Origin of the sequence: Micromonospora siamensis (assembly GCF_900090305.1) — a bacterium.
In the GTDB taxonomy this organism is placed as follows: domain Bacteria; phylum Actinomycetota; class Actinomycetes; order Mycobacteriales; family Micromonosporaceae; genus Micromonospora; species Micromonospora siamensis.
This window is the reverse complement of sequence record NZ_LT607751.1, coordinates 2,671,427-2,691,558: the sequence shown is the minus strand read 5'-3', so window position 1 is coordinate 2,691,558 and position 20,132 is coordinate 2,671,427. Positions and strand designations below refer to the sequence as shown.

Annotated in this window: 17 protein-coding genes and 1 pseudogene; 6 read left to right on the top strand and 12 right to left on the bottom strand. The window is 72.5% G+C overall.

The genetic code is table 11. The features are described from left to right. The first annotated feature begins 177 nt into the window (after positions 1-177). Together GA0074704_RS12415 and GA0074704_RS12410 are read left to right on the top strand one after the other, a co-directional pair. Complete coding sequence (locus GA0074704_RS12415; protein WP_088973635.1) at positions 178-1,140, top strand: L-threonylcarbamoyladenylate synthase; 963 nt, start codon at positions 178-180, stop codon at positions 1,138-1,140. A gap of 125 nt (positions 1,141-1,265) precedes the next feature. Continuing rightward, the gene (locus GA0074704_RS12410; protein ID WP_088970647.1) at positions 1,266-1,628 is read left to right on the top strand and encodes a YciI family protein; all 363 of its coding nucleotides are present in this window, start codon (positions 1,266-1,268) and stop codon (positions 1,626-1,628) included. 12 nt (positions 1,629-1,640) lie between these two features. Here GA0074704_RS12410 and GA0074704_RS12405 read toward each other — a convergent pair whose 3' ends face one another. Further along, complete coding sequence (locus tag GA0074704_RS12405) at positions 1,641-2,228, bottom strand: carboxymuconolactone decarboxylase family protein (RefSeq protein ID WP_088970646.1); 588 nt, start codon at positions 2,226-2,228, stop codon at positions 1,641-1,643. 198 nt (positions 2,229-2,426) lie between these two features. Next, a complete protein-coding gene (locus GA0074704_RS12400) occupies positions 2,427-3,932 on the bottom strand; it encodes a non-reducing end alpha-L-arabinofuranosidase family hydrolase (RefSeq protein WP_088970645.1) in 1,506 nt (501 codons plus the stop codon). Positions 3,933-4,330: 398 nt separating this feature from the next. On the opposite strand from GA0074704_RS12400, the gene GA0074704_RS12395 reads away from it, so the two are divergent. After that, entirely contained in the window at positions 4,331-5,152 is an 822-nt protein-coding gene (locus GA0074704_RS12395) for a formate/nitrite transporter family protein (RefSeq protein ID WP_088970644.1), read from the top strand. Positions 5,153-5,484: 332 nt separating this feature from the next. Here the strand turns inward: GA0074704_RS12395 and GA0074704_RS12390 are convergent, their stop codons facing one another. The 3 genes from GA0074704_RS12390 to GA0074704_RS12380 form a co-directional block, all read right to left on the bottom strand. Beyond that, positions 5,485-5,667, bottom strand: coding sequence for a hypothetical protein (locus tag GA0074704_RS12390; protein WP_088970643.1), 183 nt, complete (start codon positions 5,665-5,667; stop codon positions 5,485-5,487). A gap of 154 nt (positions 5,668-5,821) precedes the next feature. Next, positions 5,822-7,027 carry a helix-turn-helix domain-containing protein gene (locus tag GA0074704_RS12385; protein WP_088970642.1) on the bottom strand — a complete coding sequence of 402 codons (1,206 nt, stop codon included), beginning with the start codon at positions 7,025-7,027 and terminating at the stop codon, positions 5,822-5,824. Positions 7,028-7,106: 79 nt separating this feature from the next. Continuing rightward, positions 7,107-8,378 (bottom strand): hypothetical protein, encoded by a 1,272-nt coding sequence (locus GA0074704_RS12380; protein ID WP_157743658.1) that lies wholly within the window; start codon positions 8,376-8,378, stop codon positions 7,107-7,109. A gap of 328 nt (positions 8,379-8,706) precedes the next feature. On the opposite strand from GA0074704_RS12380, the gene GA0074704_RS12375 reads away from it, so the two are divergent. Then, entirely contained in the window at positions 8,707-10,149 is a 1,443-nt protein-coding gene (locus GA0074704_RS12375) for an MFS transporter (protein WP_231926834.1), read from the top strand. Positions 10,150-10,157: 8 nt separating this feature from the next. Continuing rightward, positions 10,158-11,543 carry a phenylacetate--CoA ligase family protein gene (locus GA0074704_RS12370; RefSeq protein ID WP_088970640.1) on the top strand — a complete coding sequence of 462 codons (1,386 nt, stop codon included), beginning with the start codon at positions 10,158-10,160 and terminating at the stop codon, positions 11,541-11,543. An 18-nt stretch (positions 11,544-11,561) separates the two neighbouring features. On the opposite strand, the gene GA0074704_RS12365 is transcribed toward GA0074704_RS12370, so the two are convergent. From GA0074704_RS12365 to GA0074704_RS29400, 7 genes are all read right to left on the bottom strand, one after another. Next, the gene (locus GA0074704_RS12365; protein ID WP_088970639.1) at positions 11,562-13,061 is read right to left on the bottom strand and encodes an FAD-dependent monooxygenase; all 1,500 of its coding nucleotides are present in this window, start codon (positions 13,059-13,061) and stop codon (positions 11,562-11,564) included. A 119-nt stretch (positions 13,062-13,180) separates the two neighbouring features. Then, on the bottom strand, positions 13,181-13,801 hold the full coding sequence (locus tag GA0074704_RS12360) for an acyl-CoA-like ligand-binding transcription factor (RefSeq protein WP_088970638.1): 621 nt from the start codon (positions 13,799-13,801) through the stop codon (positions 13,181-13,183). Between the two features lie 89 nt (positions 13,802-13,890). Next, complete coding sequence (locus GA0074704_RS12355) at positions 13,891-15,243, bottom strand: DUF2079 domain-containing protein (RefSeq protein ID WP_197697621.1); 1,353 nt, start codon at positions 15,241-15,243, stop codon at positions 13,891-13,893. Positions 15,244-15,455: 212 nt separating this feature from the next. Continuing rightward, positions 15,456-16,319: a hypothetical protein gene (locus tag GA0074704_RS12350; protein WP_197697620.1), complete on the bottom strand. Its 864-nt coding sequence runs from the start codon at positions 16,317-16,319 to the stop codon at positions 15,456-15,458. A gap of 57 nt (positions 16,320-16,376) precedes the next feature. Next, entirely contained in the window at positions 16,377-17,024 is a 648-nt protein-coding gene (locus tag GA0074704_RS29410; RefSeq protein WP_231926833.1) for a response regulator transcription factor, read from the bottom strand. Beyond that, a complete protein-coding gene (locus tag GA0074704_RS29405) occupies positions 17,012-18,295 on the bottom strand; it encodes a sensor histidine kinase (protein ID WP_231926832.1) in 1,284 nt (427 codons plus the stop codon). Before GA0074704_RS29405 ends, GA0074704_RS29410 begins: the two co-directional genes overlap by 13 nt. Positions 18,296-18,990: 695 nt before the next feature. Next, a complete protein-coding gene (locus GA0074704_RS29400) occupies positions 18,991-19,563 on the bottom strand; it encodes a DUF2087 domain-containing protein (protein ID WP_088970634.1) in 573 nt (190 codons plus the stop codon). Between the two features lie 186 nt (positions 19,564-19,749). Between GA0074704_RS29400 and GA0074704_RS12330 the strand changes: the two are divergent. After that, positions 19,750-20,037: pseudogene (locus GA0074704_RS12330) on the top strand (DinB family protein); the annotation flags it as partial. Positions 20,038-20,132 lie beyond the last annotated feature (95 nt).

The window sequence follows — 20,132 nt, the reverse complement described above, 5'->3', positions numbered from 1 at the left end:
GCCGGTACGGCGACGATCGACTCCATGGTCCAGGGACGGTAGCGGGCCGGCGGGGCGCCCGCTGCCCCTGCGCGGCGTGACCGCCCGTTCACCCGGCCACACTTCGGCGCGGTCGGTGCGGGCACCCGTCGGCGGGCAGGTTAGCGTCGGGGCGTGAGCACCGGATCCCCACGCGTCCTGCCGGCCGACAGCGGCATCGCCGAGGCCGCCGCCGTCCTGCGTACCGGCGGGCTGGTGGCCTTCCCCACCGAGACCGTGTACGGCCTGGGCGCGAACGCGCTGGACGCGCGGGCGGCGGCGCGGATCTTCGAGGCGAAGGCGCGGCCCAGCTTCGACCCGCTGATCACCCACCTCGCCGACCCGGCGGAGCTGGCGAAGCTGGTCGGTGACGTGCCGCCGGCGGTCGCCGCGCTGGCCGACCGGTTCTGGCCCGGCGCGCTGACGCTGATCGTGGACCGGCCGGCGGCGATCCCGCCGATCGTCACCTCCGGGCTGGCCACGATGGCCGTCCGGGTGCCGGACAACGAGGCCGCGCGGGCGCTGATCGCGGCGGCGGGGGTGCCGGTCGCCGCGCCGAGCGCCAACCGGTTCGGGCAGCTCAGCCCCACCCGCGCCGAGCACGTCGTACGCGGCCTCGGCGCCGCCGTGGACGTGGTCCTCGACGGCGGCCCGACCCGCTGCGGGATCGAGTCGACGATCGTGGACGCCCGGGGTGACCGGCCGGTGGTGCTGCGACTCGGCGCGCTGCCGGTCGAGGAGCTGGAGGACGCGGTCGGCCCGGTGACGGTCCGCCCGGGCAGCTCCGGTCAACCCGTCGCGCCGGGCACGCTGGCGGCGCACTACGCCCCGCGTACCCCGTTGCGGTTTGTCGCCGACGCGCAGCCGCCGGCCGGCGACAGCGGCCGGCGCGGCTACCTGGCCTTCCGGGAGCGGCCGGCGGCCGGCTACGCGGCGGTGGAGGTGCTCTCCCCCACCGGCGACCTGACCGAGGCGGCGGCCCGGCTCTTCGACGGGCTGCACCGGTTGGACGCCGCCGGGGTCGAGGAGATCCTGGTCGAGCCGGTCCCCGAGGTGGGCGTGGGGCGCGCGGTCAACGACCGGCTGCGCCGCGCCGCCGCCACCTTCGACCCGGCCGGCTGAGACCGGCGGTCATCGGGACGTTCCGGTGGCAGTTCTCCCCGGCCCGGTGTCGGATTCCGGGTGGGTCGTTCGTAGCGCAGGTGAGAGGCGGCCGCCGGAGACCGCCGGGACGAGGGAGTCATCGGATGACGCGGTACCTGATCACGTTCGACGACGGCGCGATGGACCACATCCCGGCCGAGGAGCTGCCCGACGTGGCCGAGGCCGCGCGCGCGGCGGTCCGCGAGGCCGTGGACGCCGGCGTGTTCGTGTTCGGCGGCGGACTCGAACGCCAGCAGGCCAGCGTCGTCGGCACCGACGGGCTGGTCACCGACGGCCCGTACCCGGAGACCAAGGAGGTCATCGGCGGCCTGGTGGTCGTCGACGTGGCCACGCGGGAGGAGGCGCTGGCGTGGGCCGCCAAGATCGCCGCCGGGTGCCGCTGCGCCCAGGAGGTCCGGGAGCTCCTGCCCGATCCCGACCTGGACGAGATGCTCCGGCGAAGGTGACCGGTGACCGGGCTAGACCTGGCGGCCGAAGGTGACGGCCTCCCGGACCAGCCGGGGGGCCTTCTCGGCGAGCTGCGGGTCTGGCGGCGCACCCAGCGCGTCGTTGATGGTGGAGAACGCCAGCCGGAACGCGACGAACGCGGTCGCCTCGAAGATCTCCCGGTCGTCGAGGCCCGCGGAGTGCAGGCCCGCCACGTCGGCCCCGGTCGTGGCGTTCGGGTCGTGGACGACCTGACGGGCCCAGCCGGCCAGGGCGGCCTCCCGGGCGGACAGCCCGCCGTCGGCACCGCGCAACACCCCGGCGGCGGTCGCCTCGTCACTCAGCTCGGCCAGCCTGGCACCCCACGCCAGGGCGCAGTAGGAGTCGCCGCGGGCGGCGGCGGTGGCCGCCACCAGCACGGCGACCTCCCGTGCCGACAGGGTGGAGCCCGACGTCAGCTCCCCCCGCACGGCCTGGAAGGACGCCAGCACGTCCGGACGCCAGCACCAGGCCCGGGTGAGGTTGTTGACGTAGCCGTCGGACGACAGGTCCGCCTCGTAGGCGGCGGTGACCGCCGGGCTCTGCGGCGGGTCGGGCAGGAACGAGGCCGGACGGTCCATGGGCCCAGTGTGCGGCACCCGGCGACCGGGCCGACACCCGGAGACCGATCAGCGACAGGAAGCAACGCCACCCGAGTCATTCCACGCCGTCCGGCATTGCCGCTGTCGGCCAGCGTGCTGGCGGGTCGCGGCCGGGCGGAACGAGGGGCCGGGCTCCAGCCCGGGGAGACCGGCCCCTGCGGCCGGGTTCGGCAGTGGTCAGCGCTGCAGGGTCAGCAGACCCGGCCGGTACGGCAGGAGGCCGTAGTCGCCGCCGGAGTTCGTGGCCCGGCCCTGGTAGAGCAGTTGGAGGTTGCACGGGTCGACGGTGAAGGTCTGGTCCGCGCTGGTGCGGATCAGCTCACCGTGGCTGATGTCGTTGGTCCAGGTGGCGCCGCTGTTGGCCTTGCCGGCGAACGGGTTGCTCTCGGTGGCCGCCTGCGGGGTCCACGTGCCGCCCAGGCTGGTGGCGGTGAAGGAGCGGAAGTAGCGGCCCTGCGCGCCGATCGCCTCGACGAGCATCAGGTACCGGGTCTGGCCCTGGAGCTTGTAGACCTGGACCGCCTCGAACAGGTTGTTCATGCTGTCGCTCATCACGGTGGTGTAGGTGGAGCCGAAGCTGCCGGGGAAGTTGCCGATCGGCATGCTGGCCCGGTAGATCTTGCCGTTGTCGCCGGCGAAGAAGAGGTACATGGTCGTGTCGTCGGCGATCAGCGTCTGGTCGATCGGGCCGGTGCCGGAGCCGGAGATGCTCCCGGTGAAGAGCGGTTGCGCCGCCGACCATCCGTTGGCGTTGGTGGGGTCGGTGGACGTGCGGTAGGAGAACGCGGACGGCCCCCACTGGTAGGACAGGACCCAGATGTTGCGCGGGGCGAAGTAGAACAGCGTGGGCGCCACCGTGCCCTGCGACATCCCGTTCTGGCTGGCCGTGGCCATCTCGGACCAGTTGGTGAACAAACCGAAGTTCATCGAGCCCCAGGACGAGCCGTAGTCGTGGGTGGTCGCGTAGACCAGGTGCCGACCGTTGTACGGGGCGACGGTGAAGTCCTTCAGCGACACCCACCCCGACTTCGGGTTCGCCAGCGGACCGGTCGAGGACCAGCGGTACGTCGACGGGAGGCTGCACCCACCGGTCGGCGGCGGCGTGGTGGGGGCGCCCCCGCCGTCGACCCGGACGAGCTGCCACTGCTGGTTGGTGCCGTTCCAGTCGTCGTACTGGACGATGCTGCCGCCGTCGGCGGTCGAGGCGCCCTGCACCTCCACCACCTTGTTGCTGTTTCGGTTGATCAGCCGGAGGTAGCCGCTGTCGGAGTCGGCCAGCCGGAACTGCTGGTTGACCCCGTTGAGGTCGGACCACTGGACGATGTTGCCGCCGTTGGCGGTGGAGAAGTTGTAGACGTCCAGCACCTTGCCGGAGAGCCGGGACCGCAGCCGGTAGTAGCCGCCGCCGGAGTCCACGAACTGCCACTGCTGCTGGTTGCCGTTGTTGCGGGTCCACTGCACGATCCGCGCGCCGTCGTTCGTGGCCAGGTTGTAGACGTCCAGGGCCTTGCCGCTGTTGCGGTTGACCAGCACGTACCAGGCGGTCGTGTCGACCGTCGCGGCGGCGGCGGGGGTCGACGTCACCGCCGCCGCGCCGACGGCGGCCAGCAGCATCGCCACGCCGGCCGCGACGCCACGCCGCAACCACCCGCGCCGAGATGGAGTCCTACCAAGGGCGAACATGATCCTCCTCGATGGCCATCGTCCCGACGGCGCGCCGCCTGGACTGTTAGCGTTAACATGAATGTGCGCATTACGAGTGCGCGCCGATGCTCGAGGAGGCGGGACCTGCCCGGTGAGTCCCGCTCCGTCCTCACCATCGAATGTGGTCGATAACATGAGGTTCGTCAAGACGTAGCTTCTTCGAATCATCCGCCACCCGGTTGCGGCCCCGGGATGCCCGGCACTCCTCGTCGGCGCGTGCATGCCCTGCCCGGCTGTGCGGGCTGATCGCCAAAGGAGCGCCAGACACCTCGAATCGGGCCTCACCGGGCTCCGGCTCCCCTCCGCCGACGCGAGGGCGTTCCGACCTGGCCGACGACATCGAGGCTAAGCCGGCCCGGATCGGGTAGGGCGCGACGATGAGCGAAGCGCACCGCAACGCCGAGCGTGCCGAGCAGGTCGCCCCCGAGCGGCCGGAACCGGAACTCGAGGAGGCGTTCGACCGGCTGGCGGACGAGGGCCAGACGCGGCTGGCCCGGCCGTGGCCGTCGCTGATCGCCACCGCGCTGCTGGGCGGCATCGACGTGGGCACCGGCGTGCTGGCGTACCTGCTGGTCGAGCACGCCACCGGGCAGCCGCTGCTGGCCGGCCTCGCGTTCAGCATCGGTTTCGTCGCGCTGCTGCTGGCCCGCAGTGAGCTGTTCACCGAGAACTTCCTGGTACCGGTCACCGCGGTGGTCACCCGACGCAACTCGTTCGGGTCACTGATCCGGCTGTGGGCCGTCACCCTGGTAGGCAACCTGGTCAGCGGCTGGCTGCTGGCCTGGCTGATCGTCACCGGGCTGCCGCAGCTTCGCGAGACCGCGATCGACTCCGGCAGTTACTACGCCGACCTCGGCATCAACCTGCGCTCGTTCGTCCTGGCCGTGCTCGCCGGCATGGTGATCACCCTGATGACCCGGATGCAGCACGCCACCGAAAATCTCGGGGTGCGGCTGGTGCCGGCTCTGCTGTTCGGCGCGCTCCTCGCCGGCGGCCAGCTGTTCCACAGCATCCTGGACTCGATCCTGATGTTCTGCGCCCTGGTCACCGGGAAGGCCCCGTTCGGCTACCTGGACTGGCTCGGCGCGTTGGGCTGGGCGGTGCTGGGCAACGTGGTCGGCGGGGTGGGGCTGGTGGCGTTCCTGCGGCTGGTCCGGGTGGAGCACCGGCTCCTGCGGGAGCGCGCTGAGCGGTCCTGAGCAACCGATCGAGGACGACATCAGACCAGGCGCTGGATGCGGACCTTCGGGCGCTCGTTGCGCAGGTGACCGAGCTTGTGCTGGCGGACCTGCTCGTCCCAGACCTCCTGGTCGTAGTCCGGGTCCGGCGGATCCACCGGTGCGAACCGTCGCTGTAGTGGAACTTCTCGTCACCGGCGCGCAGGATGCTCACCGCAGCCAACCCAGGAACCGCCGGGGCAGCACCGGTCCGTGCGTGGTCACCGCCGGCCTCCGAGCATGACCGCCGTCAGGTGCCGCGCGCGCCGGCTGGTCACTCACTCCGCCTGCCAGCACGGGTACGGCGTGAGCCGTCACCGCTCCTGCTCCGGCCAGTGCGCGGAGCTGATCGGGATCCGGTGCCGGTTGCGGCACGGCAGATCGGCGCCGCAGCGGCAGACCCAGCGCCACCGCCGCCACGACCACACCGACCGGTGCCGCCGGGCCAACGTCAACGCGGTGGCCACAAGGTATTCGTCATACCTGACGCGCCGCACGTACCCTCCCTCGTCGATCGCGAGGACGGCCTTCCGCCCTCCACGCTGAGGGGGAGGCGACGACCAGGCGAAACCCGCACCAACCGTCGCATCCCGTGAGCACAAAGCTACGGTCGGTGCGGGCATCGGAAGGGTAGGGTTTGTACCCCCTGGCTCAGGAGAGCAGGCCGACCTTCAGCGCGAGGTCACGGGCGTCTTCCCGGGTGGATCGCGGACCGTCGAGCAGGTCCAGGGTGATCTGGCGGGCGTACCCGTTGAAGCAGATCGTCTCCGGCGCCGACTCGTACGCCTGCCGCAGCGTCGCCACGGCTGCCTCGTTGTCGTCCTTGCCGTAGTGCGCCCGGGCAACCTCGATGAGGTGGCGAGCCCGACGCGGCCGCGACGGAATCGCCGCCGCATCGTGGCGGCGGGCCTGCCGCACCGCCTCGCCGGACTTCTGCAGCTCGACCGCCACGGTCACCGCGTGAGCGCCCATGATGACCCGGGAGAACGAGGTCTGGTCCTGGTAGAAGCCCTGCGGCAGGCGCTGCGCCACCCGGTCCGCGCGGTCCCAGTACTGCCAGGCCCAGCCATCCTCACCGGCACGAGCGGCGGTGTAGGCGGCCTCGAAGTTCAGGGCTCCCCACAGCGCCAAGAGGTTCGCGTTCCCGTCGGCCGTCCGCGGCTTGAGGGCGGACACTACGTCCAGGGTCACCGCCATCGCGGTGTCCCAGTCCCCCGCGTCCCGGTGCACCTGGCACAGGAACCAGCCGGCACACGCCAACGCCTCCGGGTCCCCGGACTCCTGCGCCGCCACCATCGCCCGGTCCGCGACCCGCCACAACAGCTCGGCGGCGGGTTGGTAGGCGAGGAACATCTGGGTCAGCCCCAACGTCTGCACCAACAGGGCCTGCGCCCGCCGACGCTCGTCACCCTCGTACGCCAACGCCGCACGCTGCACGTCCCGGAGCAGCCCCGGCAGCAAGCCGCCCAGCACCGTACGGTGATCCGACGCCAGGTGACGCGCCCGCCACGCCAGGGCGAGCCGCTTTCCCAGGCCCGCCAGGGACTCCGCCTCACCAGGAACCACGAGACGGTTCACGGCGTCACGGACCGACGGCAGCGTCGGATGCTCCGGCCCGTTCACCGCCACCGTGCGGTCGCCCAGCTCACCGGCCAGGGCGGAGACGTCGACCTTCAGGGCACGGGCGATCCGGTCCAGCATGTGGATGCGCGGCGGCAGGATCCGATCGGTCTCCACCGCCTTGACCCACTCGGCGCTGCGACCGACCAGCCCACCGAGCACCGCACGGGTCTTCCCGGACCGCTCCCGGTAGACCTTCAACCGCTGCCCGAAGGTCAGCTCCGGCAAGGAATCCATCCCGAACCTCCTTGTGGTGCAGGAAGCGCCGTCGGCGCACACGCCGCCGTCGCACCAACGCTACCGACCGGCCCGCCCTTCACACACCATGCACTCTGCGCGCCTCATGGGGCTGTCCGGCACACCACGCAGTCAGCCCCTCCTCCGTATGCGGGAGATTGCACTCTCCGATGGTTCGCGGCATCATCGCGCCCTGCCTCAACAAGCGGGCATCGACGACGACCCGAACGACCTCCTGCTGCCGAGGTGAGAGGTCGTCGAGCACCGCGCCGTCCGGCAGGGGACCGTCGGGAAATGTCAGGCCGAGAAGTAGCCGCAGCGCCAGGAAGTCATGCCGACGCGGGTCGGGGACCCGCATCCGTTCCAGCAGCAGTCCGGCGAGCTGCGGCACCGAGTTCGGAGAGCGACCACCGAGCGCCGAGGCGGTGGCGTTGGCCATGACACCCGCGTCCGAATCGCAGTCCTCCACCGGCTCCATCAGGCAGTCGCTCAGGTCGGTCAGCAGCGACGTGTCCGGTGCCGGAAGAGTCCCCACAAGCCCGATCAACGCCGCTCGATGAAGAAGTCGGTCGGAGTTGCCGCGCCAGGCTTGCAGGGCATCCACGATGGCGCCGTCGGAGGGTCGGCCGGCGAGGCCGGCCACGAGGCACATCTTGGCGACCACGGCACGGTCCGTCTCCACCGAGAGCCGTTCCGCCAGTACGGGTGCCACGGCCGGCCACTCCTGCGGAAAGGAGGTGAGCAGATTCGCCATCCCTAGCCGCAGATTCCGGTCAGGCTCCTGCAAGACCCGCAGATAGACGGGAACTCCCGCTCGCACCGCCGCGTAGGCCGCGGCATGACAGGGACTGGTGACAACGGACTGGGGTCCGCCGTGCCTGCGCCACTCCGTCGACCTGGACAACCAGAAGTCCGAGCGCTGCTGGGCGAGGTCGTCGAGGCTCGGCACATCGGACGCCGGCATCAGCGACTCGTAGAGTTCGACGCAGTCGATAGTCGTCTGCAGGAGGCGGTAGGCCACCAGGCGGTCCGGCGCCTCCTGATCGGCAAGGAGATCGATCAGGTACGGCGCAACGAAGGCGGCCGGCTCATGGACCAACCCCTGGTGCTGGACATGGTCTTCGAGCTGCTCCTCCGCCTCGATCCGCGCCGACGGGTCCTCGGATCGGAGCGTCTGCAACAGCTGCGGCACATCCGAGGCCGGTCCGTACGGACCTTGCAGCGTTTCCCAGTCGACAGCAGGGCGAGAGTCGTTCACGGCCGGCAAGCTAACACCGCGCACCGACAGACACTGAACACCGCCAGCGCCCATCGGCGTCGTCGAATAGACAGCGCTGTGAACGACGTACATGTCACGGGGGTGTCGGCCATGGTTCTTCTTCCCGTTGATTCGAGGCGAAGGTGCCGGCGAAACGCCGATCGACGAACCCGGAAATCAAGTCGCAAGCGGGTGACCAATTGCTGACGGCGGCGGGATACGCCGGCCGTCACCACGTAACACCGGCGAAGAATCCACGAGCGGATCCCGACGAACGTCCGGCACCGGATCGCCACTTGATCTCGGCCGGACGCCAGCGTCAGAGTCGTGTCAGGCACCGGTCAGGGGACTTCTCTTGACTGTCGGCAACACGTCCCCGGGCCGAAGGCAGGACACCGTGGTTCAGCAAGCAGCGGCGCCCGTGGCGGGCACCGAGCGGGAGACCTTCTGGCGGCACTGGGGCGTCCTGGCGGTCATCCTGTGCTGCGATTTCATGATCACGCTGGACTTCTTCATCGTGAACGTCGCCATCCCGTCGATGCAGACCGACCTGCGGGCGAACTCCGCGGCGGTGCAGTTCATCGTCGCCGGCTACGGCCTGGCGTACGCCAGCGGCCTGATCACCTGGGGTCGCCTGGGTGACATGCGCGGACGGCGGCGGATGTTCACCCTGGGCATCGTCCTGTTCACGATCGCCTCGGCGGCGTGCGGGCTGGCCCCCACGGCGGGCGCGCTGGTGGCGGCCCGGATCGCGCAGGGCCTGAGCGCCGCCCTGATGGCGCCGCAGGTGCTGGCGATCCTCGGCATCGTCTACATCGGAGCCGACCGGGCCCGCGCGTTCGCCGTCGCCGGGCTGGGCAAGGGCCTCGCCGCCGTGTTCGGGCAGCTCATCGGCGGGCTGCTGATCCAGGCCGACGCGGGCGGGCTGGGCTGGCGGCTGTGCTTCCTGATCAACGTGCCGGTGGGCGTCGCGGTGCTGGTCGCCGCCCCCCGGGTGGTGCCCGAGTCGCGGGCGGGCGGCCGGACGTCGCTGGACCTGGTCGGCACGGTGCTGGTCGCCTCGGGACTGGTCGCCGCCGTGCTGCCGCTGGTCGAGGGCCGCCGGCAGGGCTGGCCGCCCTGGTCGTGGCTGTGCCTGGCCGCCGCGGTCCCGCTGCTGGCTGCCTTCGCCGCCCACCAGCGTCGGCTGACCGCCCGTGGCGGCCAGCCGCTGGTCGACACCGCGCTCTTCCGCGGGCGCGCGTTCACCGTCGGCGTCGTCACCACGCTGCTCTACTACGCCGGCATGGGCGCGTTCCTGCTGGTCCTGGCGCTGTGCCTGCAACAGGGGTACGGGCTCAGCGCGTTGCACGCCGGCCTGGTCTGCACCGCGATCGGCGTGGGCTTCTTCGCCGCCACGCTGGCCGGGCCCGCGCTGACCCGCACGCTGGGCCGGCAGGCGGTCGCCCTCGGCGCGCTCGCGCTGGCCGGCGGCTGGCTGATCCTGGCCGTCACCGTGGGCGGGCTGGGCCCGGACGGCGACGTCGTGCTGCTCACCCCGGCCCTGCTGGTCTGCGGGGTCGGAATGGGACTGATCATGGCCCAGCTCACCTCGATGACCCTCGCCGGCATCGGCGCCGGGCACGCGGGTGCGGCGTCCGGCGTGCTGAACACCGCGGTGCAGATCGGCAGCGCGATCGGGGTCGCGCTGATCGGCATCGTCTTCTACGGCGCCACCGAGCCGGCCGGGACGGGGGCCGTCCAGCTCAGCCTGCTCTGCCTCACCGGTGTCGGACTCACCATCGCGGCACTGGTCCAGCTCCTGCCGCGCGCCACCGGTCGCGGGGCGCCCCACCACACCGGCCCACCGTCCACGCAGAGATGAGGTCATCGATGTCGCCCACCTACGAAGAGGCCCGGCAACCCCACCTCCAGGCGATGCTGTCGCGGGTGGCCGCGGAGTCGGAGAAGCTGGCGTGGCCGCTGGAGCGGCTGCACCGGTTGCGCGACGAGCGGCTGCGCGAGCTGATCCGCCACGCGAAGCTGAACTCGCCCTGGCACGCCAAGCGGCTCAAGCACATCGACCCCGACACGCTCACCGGCGAAGACCTGAGCGCCATCCCGCCGATGACCAAGGCCGACGTCATGGACAACTGGGACGAGATCGTCACCGACCCGCGGCTGAACCTGGAGGTGGCGCAGGCCCACCTCAACAAGGTGTCGGCGGAGGGCCCGGCCTACCTGTTCGACGAGTACCACGTCGTCACCACCGGCGGGTCGTCCGGCCTCACCGGGCTGTTCCCGTGGGACTGGCAGGGCTGGCTGGAGGTCGGCGTGGCCGCCTGGCGGATGCACCCGTGGTTGGCCCGTGACCTGAAGCTGCCGCTGCCCGGGCGGGGCGCCTTCGTCGGGGCGGGGCACGCCTCGCACGCGTCGGACGCCATCCGGGCGACCTTCGACCCGCCCAAGGACAGCTGCAAGGTGCCGGTCACCATGCCGCTGGCCGAGATCGTGGCCCGGCTCAACGAGTTCGACGCGGACCAGATCCTGGCCTACCCGTCGATCCTGCACCGCCTCGCGTACGAGAAGCAGGCCGGTCGGCTCACCATCTCGCCGCGGATCATGCTCGTCGGCGCCGAACCGCTCTATCCGCACATGCGCGAGACCATCGAGGCGGCCTTCGGCGCACCCGTGATCGACTTCTACGGCACCTCCGAGACGTGGATGCTGGCCTGCTCCTACCCCGGCGACGAGGCGCTGCACCTGGTCGAGGACACGGTCGTGTACGAACCGGTCGACGCGCACGGCGCGCCGGTCCCGCCCGGTGAGCTGTCCGCGAAGCTCCTCGTCACCAACGTGGTCAACAAGGTCTTCCCGCTGATCCGTTACGAGATCGCTGACGAGGTCCGGTTCCTCGACACCCCCAACCCCGGCCCGTGGACCGGCCGTCGCATCGCTCCGGTGCGGGGCCGGCACGACGACCTGTTCGAGTATCCGGGCGGCGTGCTGGTTCACCCGTACGTCTTCTGGACCCCGCTGTGGGACTCGCACATCGCGCAGTACCAGGTGCGCCAGACCCCCGGGGGCGCTGACGTCATCGTCGAGCTGCGCAGCGCGTACGACCTGGACCACGTGCGCGACGCGCTGGTCGCGGCGCTGCGCGAGGTGGGCATGGCCGAGCCGGTGGTCACCGTGCGGGCCGTGGACGTGATCGAGCGCAGTCGCGTCTCCGGAAAGATCAGGACGTTCATCCCGCTGCCGAAGTCGCGGACGGTCTGACGCCCCGGTCGTCCGCCCTCACCCGGGAAGGCCGAAGTGGTGGGTGAGGGCGGCGCGCAGCGTCGCGGCGTCCCCGGCGGACCAGGCGACGAAGCAGTCGGGGCGGACGAGCAGCGCGGTCGCTGTCGTGCCCTCCAGCGCGCCGGCGACCACGTCGACCCGGTCCCGCCACGGCGCGGCGACCTCGGCGTGGGCTCCGGTCGAGTCCAGCAGCAGCGGCCGGGCGGCGCGGGTCAACTCGGCCAGGCGTCTCGCACCGTCCGCGCCGTGCACGACCACGTCGGGGGCGGAGCGGCCGGCCAACGGGTCGGCGGGATCGGCGGGATAGCGGATGTCCGCACCGGACATCAGCGCCGCGATGTGCCCGGTGACCTCCGGCATGCGGAGCAGTTCGGCGAAGAGTCGCCGCAGGCCGGTGATCTCGTCGCCGGGGCCGATCAGCGCCGACTGGGCCTGGGTGGACATGACGACCCGCTCGGCGACGGGACGACGCTCGGCCTCGTACGTGTCGAGCAGGCCCGGCGGCGCCCAGCCGCGTACCGTGGCGGCGAGCTTCCACCCCAGGTTGACGGCATCCTGCAGGCCCAGGTTGAGGCCGGGGCCGCCGATCGCGGGGTGCACGTGCGCGGCGTCGCCGACCAGCAGCACCCGGTCGGCGCGGTAGCGGGCGGCGATGCGGGTGTTGCCGCCGGTCAGCCGCCGCAGCAGGCCCGGCCCGTCGGGCGCGCCGAGAGGGATGTCGGCGCCGAGCACCCGGGCGACGCTCTCGCGGAGCTCCGCCAGGCTCATCGGGGTCTCGTCGCTGGTCGGCGCGTCGGGCCACTCCGTCGTGCTCAGAATCGGCGGGCGGCCCGGGAACGGCGCCCAGGCGATGAGCCCACGTTCGGTACGGGTGTGCTGGAACGGCGGGACGACGCCGTGACCGGGGACGCGCAGGCCGCCGGTCCCGGGGTCGAGGACGGACGCCGGGACGGTGACGGTGGCGGTGCGGGAGACCGACCGGTCGGTGGTGACGCCGGGGAAGTCGATGCCGGCGAGGCGGCGCACCACGCTGCGGCCGCCGTCGGCGCCGACGAGGAAGCGGCAGGTGAGCCGCGTACCGTCGGCAAGGCGGACCTCGACCGAGGCGGAGTGCTGCCGGAGGTCGACGACCTCCTGGCCGCGGCGCAGGTCCACCCCGAGTTCGGCGGCTCGGGCGGCCAGGGTGGCCTCGAGCTGGGCCTGGGGCACGCCGAGCGCGTAGTGCGGGTTCTCCGGGAGCATCGTGAGGTCGAGCGGGAACGCGCCGAAGACGAAGGCCGGCTGGGGCGACGGCGGGGTGCGCTCGCCGCTCAGCCGCGCGTAGAGGCCGCGCCGGTCGAGCAGGCGGACGACCTGACCGACGAGGCCGTTGGCGCGGGGTTCGCCGGTCGGCGCGGCGTGGCGTTCGAGGACGACCGGGCGGACACCGGCGAGGGCCAGTTCGCAGGCGAGCATGAGGCCGTTGGGGCCGGCTCCGACGATGAGGACATCGATCATTGCCGTCATCCTTTCGGGGTGCGCGGCATCGCCACGGCGGGCGGGGCGTACGGCCGGCCCGCCGCGGGGGCATGACCGCGGCTGCGGGTGTGGTCGGGCTGTGCGGTGAGCGAGGGGGGTCAGCGGGGCGGTGCCGGGAGACCGGCGGCGACCTGGGTGAAGGCGTCGGTGATGAGGCGCTCGATCGGGGTGGGCGGGTCGCCGCTGTCGAGGTAGTGCTGCATGGCGACGCCGACGGCCGCGCTGGCGGCGGCCGCGACGAGCCTCGGGTACATGTCGGTGGCGAGGTCGGTGCCGGTGCGCTCGGCGACCGCGGCGGCCAGCTCCGCCTCGGCGATCGCGGCGGCGCGCAGCCGCTCACCCTGCAACGCCGGCTCGGCGAGCATGGCGCGTACGCCGGCGGCCCACTGTGGATGCGCGGGGGACGGCATGGCCTCGACCTCGGGACCGCGGGTGAACTGCTCCAGCGCGGCCCGGGTGAGCGCCGCCCAGAGCGGCTCGTCGGCGGGACGTTCGCGCAGCGCGGCGGAGGTCCGCAGGCTGCGGTCGAGGTGGCGGGAGGCGATCGCCTCGGCCTTGCTGGCGAAGTAGTTGTTGAAGGTACGCGGGGAGACACCGGCCGCCTCGGCGATGTCCTCCACGCGGACGTTGTCGTAGCCGCGCTCCACGGTGAGGTGGATGGCCGCCCAGCCGAGCGCCGCCCGCGTCTCGGCCTTCTTGCGCTCGCGCAGCCCCGTCATGTCACCACGCTAGCACTAATTGCGTGACACGCAAGGATGCGCGGCACGCAAATTAAATGGCCCCCATCCACCCGGCCGGCGCGGCGTGATCACCACCGCCGGTACAGCACCACGCCGTCGCGCCGGGCGACTTCCCGGTAACCCAGCAGGGGCAGCGCCGCGCGGGCGGAACTGTCCCGCTCGGCGGCCACGAGAGAGGTGTCCGGAAGTTCGGTGATGGCCACCCATTCCGGCCGGAACCCGGTCGCCGGGAAGGTCGGGAACAGGTAGACCTCGCAGCGTCGGGTCAGCTGCGGCGCGAGTCGGTTGCTCGCGGCCACCTCGGCGCCGTCCGGCACGCGCGCCAGGGCCGTCCGGACCGCCTGCGTCGACGTTCCGGCGGGTATGCCGGTCGGTGGCGGCGCCTGCGCCGGTGCGATCAGCCCCGCCGGCAGTCCGGCCAGGCCGAGGAGCGCCGCCCAGTACGGCACCAGCCGGAGGGCCCGCTCGGCGATGATCCGGCGCGGTCGGACGGTGGCCAGTGCGTCCACCATCGCGACGAACACGATCGGCATCAGCACCGCGCTGTAGTGGAACTGGAGGCCCCAGTGGTTGGGACTGGTCGACCAGAACCGCCAGAACAGGGTGGGCACGGCGAGCAGGAGGATCGGTGAGCGCATCGCCAGGAATCCGGTGGGCAGCAGCACCATCACCAGAGTCACCAGTTTGGTGTCGGGCAGCAGCAGTCGGAGCACCGGGTTCTGTGCGTCGGCCGCCGCGTTCCCGAGGTACGGGTAGCTTTCCGTGGGGTTCGCGGCGGGGATCAACACGCCGACGATGAGCAGCATGGCGACGAGGCCGAACGCCATCAGGCCGATGCCCATCCGGCGCCGCCCCATCAGCACGAGGTACGCGCCGACGGCCGCCACGGTCAGCGGCAGGTCCTCCTTGACCAGCACCAGGGGCACGGTCCAGGCCAGGGCCACCGCCCAGCGCCGCTCGACGAGGGCGACGGCGGCGAACGCGAGCATCGGGACCGCGAAGCAGATCTCGTGGATGTCGAAGGTGACGGCGTTCAGGATCCCGCCGGACAGCCCGTATCCGACCGCGGCGGCCAGACCCCGCACCGGCCCGAGCAGCCGCATGCCGAGCCGGGCGATCGGCACCACGGACAGCGCGGTCAGCGCCGCCTGCTGCACCAGCAGCGTCTCCGGCGCCGGGAAGAGACGGTACGCCGGGGCGAGCAGCGCCAGGATCGGGTGGAAGTGGTCGCCGAGCAGGTTGAAGCCGGGTCCCTTGAGCTCGGACACCGGGGCCCGACCGGCGGCGTAGGCGCGGACCGCCTGTTCGAAGATGCCGAGGTCGTAGCCGGCGGTGCCGAGATGGCGATGGCGCACGATCGAGCAGGTGGCGTAGCCGACGAACAGCGCGACCGCGAGCAGCCAGGGCCCGACGGCGGTCAACCGGTGGACCGGCCACCCGCGGGCTCCGAAGCCCCGAGAACGTGGGGCGAGACCCGTGACCAGGCCGGCCGCGGTCGATGATTCTGTCACGTAGGGCATCGTCGCAGATGCGGGCCGTAGCGGCGGCCCCGAAGCCGGCGGAAAGCCTTCTCAGGTGGGCCGGTCGACGAAACGGTCCCGCGCCCCGCCTCCCCACGCCCTGCGCCGTGTGGTCACCACCCACCGGCGAAGAACGCGCGCAGTGCCGGCACCGGGTCCGCCGCGGTGGTCGCGTTCGCCACCACGACCGCGATCACGGCCAGGCACAGCAGCCCCGACGCCACACCGTACGAACCCAGCACGCGCCTGGTCCGCCGCGCGGACGGGTCGACGGCGGCACGCCTGGACCACAGCACCACGCCGACTCCGGCGAGGACGACCGCGACGGTCGCGGCGACGACGGCCATCACCGAGTGGTAGTGGGCGAAGTGGCTGATCATCGCCTCGACGGCGGGCCGGTTCCGGACCTCGCTGCTCGACGGGTCGGCAAGTTGCCGCCTGACCTGCGCCAGTGTGTCGGCGAGTTCCCCGTCGGCCGGTCCGTCGGTCAGCATCGGCAGCAGCGAGGCGAAGGGCGCCAGGGCGCCCTGGACGTTCGCCATCACCGCGGCCGTGGCGGTCGTCGCGAACACCGTGACGAGCACGCCGGCCGACGCGAGGGCGGCCCTCGCCCGCATTGGTCGGTCACCGGCCCGCAGGAACGCCTTCCAGACCAGGACGCCGAGCGTCACCAGCACGACCAGCAGGGCGGCGGCGATCATCGCCTTGACGAGGTGGTAACGGAACCAGTAGTCGACGACCCGCTGCAGGTTGGGCGGGAAGGCCCGGTCGCCGGACCGCCAGTAGTCGACGAATGCGGCGCGGAGGGCGCCGACGAGGTGGCCGCTATCGCCCAGTTCGCCGCCGGAGTCGCCCGCGGCGAGCCCGGGTGGGGCGAGGACGAAGGCGGCTGTGAGGGCCGCGGCCACGACCGCGAGGGCGGCCGGCGCTCGCCGCGAGACGGCGGTGGAGCGGGACGGGGTGGCGAGGCGGTGCAACGAGGACTCCCTGGACTCGATCGGGTGGGGGCGGCGTACGCCGGACGTCCGGCTCGCCTACTGCTGGCCCCGCAGGTACGCGAGGACGGCGAGGACCCGCCGGTTCGTGTCGTCACTGACCGGCAGGCGCAACTTGGCCAGGAGGCTGCCGATGTGCTTGCTCACGCCGGCTTCGGTCAGCACGAGGATGCGGGCGATGGCCGCGTTCGAGTGGCCCTCGGCGAGCAGTGCCAACACCTCGCGCTCGCGGGCGGACAGGTGGGCCAGCGGGTCGCGGCCGCGTCGCATCAGTTGGCGTACGACCTCGGGGTCGACGACCGTGCCGCCCCCGGCGACCCGCCGGAGCATCTCGGCGAACTCCGCGACGTCGGCCACCCGGTCCTTGAGCAGGTAGCCGATGGCGCGACCGTCGCCCGAGCCGAGCAGCTCCCCGGCGTAACTGTGCTGGACGTACTGGCTCAGGGCGACCACGGCGAGGCCGGGGTGCGCCGCGCGGAGGGCCACGGCGGCCCGCAGCCCCTCGTCGGTGAAGTCCGGCGGCATCCGCACGTCGGTGACGACGAGGTCGGGCGTGGTCTCGTCGACGGCCGCCAGCAGGGCGGCGGCGTCACCGACGGCGGCCACGACGTCGAAACCGAACCGGGACAGCAGGCCGACCAGCCCTTCGCGGAGCAGGACGGAGTCCTCCGCGATCACGACGCGCACGGCAGCTCCACCCGCAGGATGGTGGGCCCGCCGGGCGGGCTGGAGATCAGCAGCCGGCCGTCGGCGGCCGCCGCCCGGTCGGCGAGACCGGTGATGCCCGATCCGCGCGACGGGTCGGCGCCGCCATGTCCGTCGTCGCGTACCTGGACCGTGAGCGTGCTGCCGGAGCGCCGGGCGGTGACGACGGCCCCGGTCGCCCCCGAGTGCTTCACGGCGTTGGCGAGCGCCTCCGAGACCGCCGCGAACGCCACGGTCTCCACCGCCGCCGGGAATCGACCCGGGTCGGCGTCGACGCGTACCCGCAGCGGGCTGGCCGCGGCGAGTTCCTCCACCGCCGCCCGCAGTCCCAGCTCGCGCAGCGTCCGGGGGCTGATGCCGCGGACCAGGTCGCGCAGCTCGGCCATCAGCGTCTTGGCCTGCGCGTGCGCGGAGGCCACCGCGACGGCCGCGGGAGAGTCGTCGGGCAGGTCGAGCTTGGCGAGGCCGAGTTGCATGGTCAGGCTCACCAGTCGTTGCTGGGCGAGATCGTGCAGGTCGCGTTCGATGCGGTTGCGTTCGACGTCGAACGCGTCGGCCAGCCGGGCCCGGGACCGGGTCACCTCGAACAGCGCGGCCTCGGCCGGGTCGGGTTCGGCGCACAGCAGCAGGCGGGCGAGGGCGGCGTGCGCCCCACCGGCCACCGAGGTGAGATAGAGCAGGACGGGGATGAGCACCAGTCCGAGCAGGGCGCGCCCGGCGACGCTCCCGGCCGGGTCCATGCCGGCCACCCGGTGCTGGACCGCGAACGGAGTGGAGACGACGAGCAGGCCCACGACGGCGAGCACGGCGATCCACACCGGCGCCACGACCCCGAGCAACAGCAGGTACGCCACCGCGCGCCAGGTCGCCGGGTCGGAGTAGAGGTTGCCGCGGCGTCGCGCCGGTGCCGGAGCGGGATCGGCCAACCGCAGTCGCCACCGCTCCACCTCCCTCACGGCGAGGGCGAGTCTCGGCCCCACGAACGCGAGCAGCGCCACGCCGACGACACCGAGCACGGCGGCGGCGAACAGGTGGGAACCGGTTCGTAGCGCCTCCCCGTCCGGGCTCGAGGGGTGGGTCCTCAGCACCTGGACCGCCACCACCAACGGGGTCAGCGGCAGGGCGAGCAGGAGCCAGAGCAGGCCGGCCGCCACCGCCGTGGTCGCCGTGTAGGCGATGCCGCGCCACGGCCACGCCGACACCAGGAACCGGGGCCGGGTCACGGCCCGCAGCAGGGTGGTGTCCGACGTCATTTGCCCAGGCTAGGTGAGCGTCGGCGGCCCGAACCAGGACTCTGGATCGAGTCTTCCGGTAGTGCTGGCAATACCCGGCCGGCGCCCCGACGGCCGGCTGGGAGCAGGCGGCACGTCGATCACCGTAGCCGGCCGGCAGCTCGCAGGCGGGACAACTCCCGGGACCAGGGTGGGCGCTGAACCTGAACCGATCCTGAGCCCTCCGGGTCCCCGCGCGGCCGACTACCGGTGGCGCTTCGCGAAGCGGGCGTGCACCTGGGCGGCGGGCTGCCATCGTCCGGTCCAGGACGGACCACCCCGCCGCAGGTCGCGGCGGCGATACCCGGCGATCGGCGCGGAGCGGTGCCGCGCCGGGTCACGACGATCGCATCGTGCCCGTGCACCGGGCAGCCCACGTCCGGCGACCGGCTCGCCGCCGACGGTGTAGGCCTGCGGCCAGGACGGCGGGGTGAACGTCCGCCTGCGGTGGCGGGCCTTCCGCGCCGCGGCGGTGCGCCGAACGGGCACGGGTACGCCGAGCAGCGGGTCGAAGCCGATCAGGTCCGGGATGCCCCGATCGAGGAGGATGCCACCCGGGGGTCGGCCCGGCTCCTCAAGGCGGTCAGGTGCGGTCGCACGGTGGCCCGGGAGTCCGCGGCTGACGACGGTGTGGTTGCTGCTCACGCGACCGGTCCTCCTTTCGAACGTGTCAGGGCCTACCGCAGGCCCATGGCGGCGACGTGCTGCTCGGCGGCGTTCGCGGCGGGAAGGCGCGCCCGGTCACGGGCGTAGACCCCACCGGCGCGGACCAGGAACTCCGCCTCCACCAGGTAGCGCCGCACACTCACACGGTCGACGGATGAGCCCTCGCACCAGCGCCGCAGCCGGTCGTCGACCTCACGCTCGGAGTAGGCGGCGTCAGCGTCGAACGAGACCTCGGTGAGGTGCTCCAGCAGCGCCCGTCGCTTCGCCTGCTGGGCGGGAATCGACACCAGCCGGCCGTCGCGGACGAAGGGTCGCAGTGGCTGCGGCACGTCGACCTCCGTCGCGACGGTGCCGTCGTCCGCCACCACGGCCCGCAGCTTCTCGTACGCCGGGCGCAGCCCGGCACCGTCGGACTCGACCAGCCCCGCCTGCCGCAACCGGCGCTCGGCCACGGCGGCCTCACGTGGCGACAGTCCGGTGGCCTGGGCGATGTCCGCGGTCGACCGGGCGCCCAACACGACGGCGGCAAGAGCGCGCAGGCGGCGGGGGTCGGCGATCGACCGGAGGATCAGGTCGGGACTCATGAGCGGGACGCTAACGGCTTCGGATCGAGCCGTCACCCGCTTATCGCCCGGCCGCTCAGGAGGGCCGGCCCACTCTGCCCGCTCGCACACCACGGTCCGGATGAGCGGGCTCACCCGCCGAGCCGGCTGAGGCCGGATGCCGCTGGTTGCCTCTCCGCGATCCGGAGGGGCGACCGGTCGCTGCCGGTAGGGTGCGGCTATCGGGTCGGTTGGCACTTCGGCGGGCAGGAGATGGACTCAGAAACGTTCGCCTACGCGGGGACCGCCGACGGGGCGCTGCAACAGCTCGACGAGATGTACGGGAGATGGAACGCGGGGGTCCGCGCGCTCTCGGACGTCGACCTGGAGAATCCGCCGATGGTGGGGCCTGAGCGGTTTCCCATGGAGGGCATCGTCCTGCACGTCAACCGGGAGCTGATCCACCACGGCGCCGAGATCTGCCTGCTGCGCGACCTCTACCGCTGGCGGGGCTGAGCCGTACCGCGCCGGATAGGACTTCTCGGTGACCGGCGATCGGCTTTTGCGATGCGTGGGTGACAAGCCGCCAAGTTGGCGATCCCGCCTTGCGA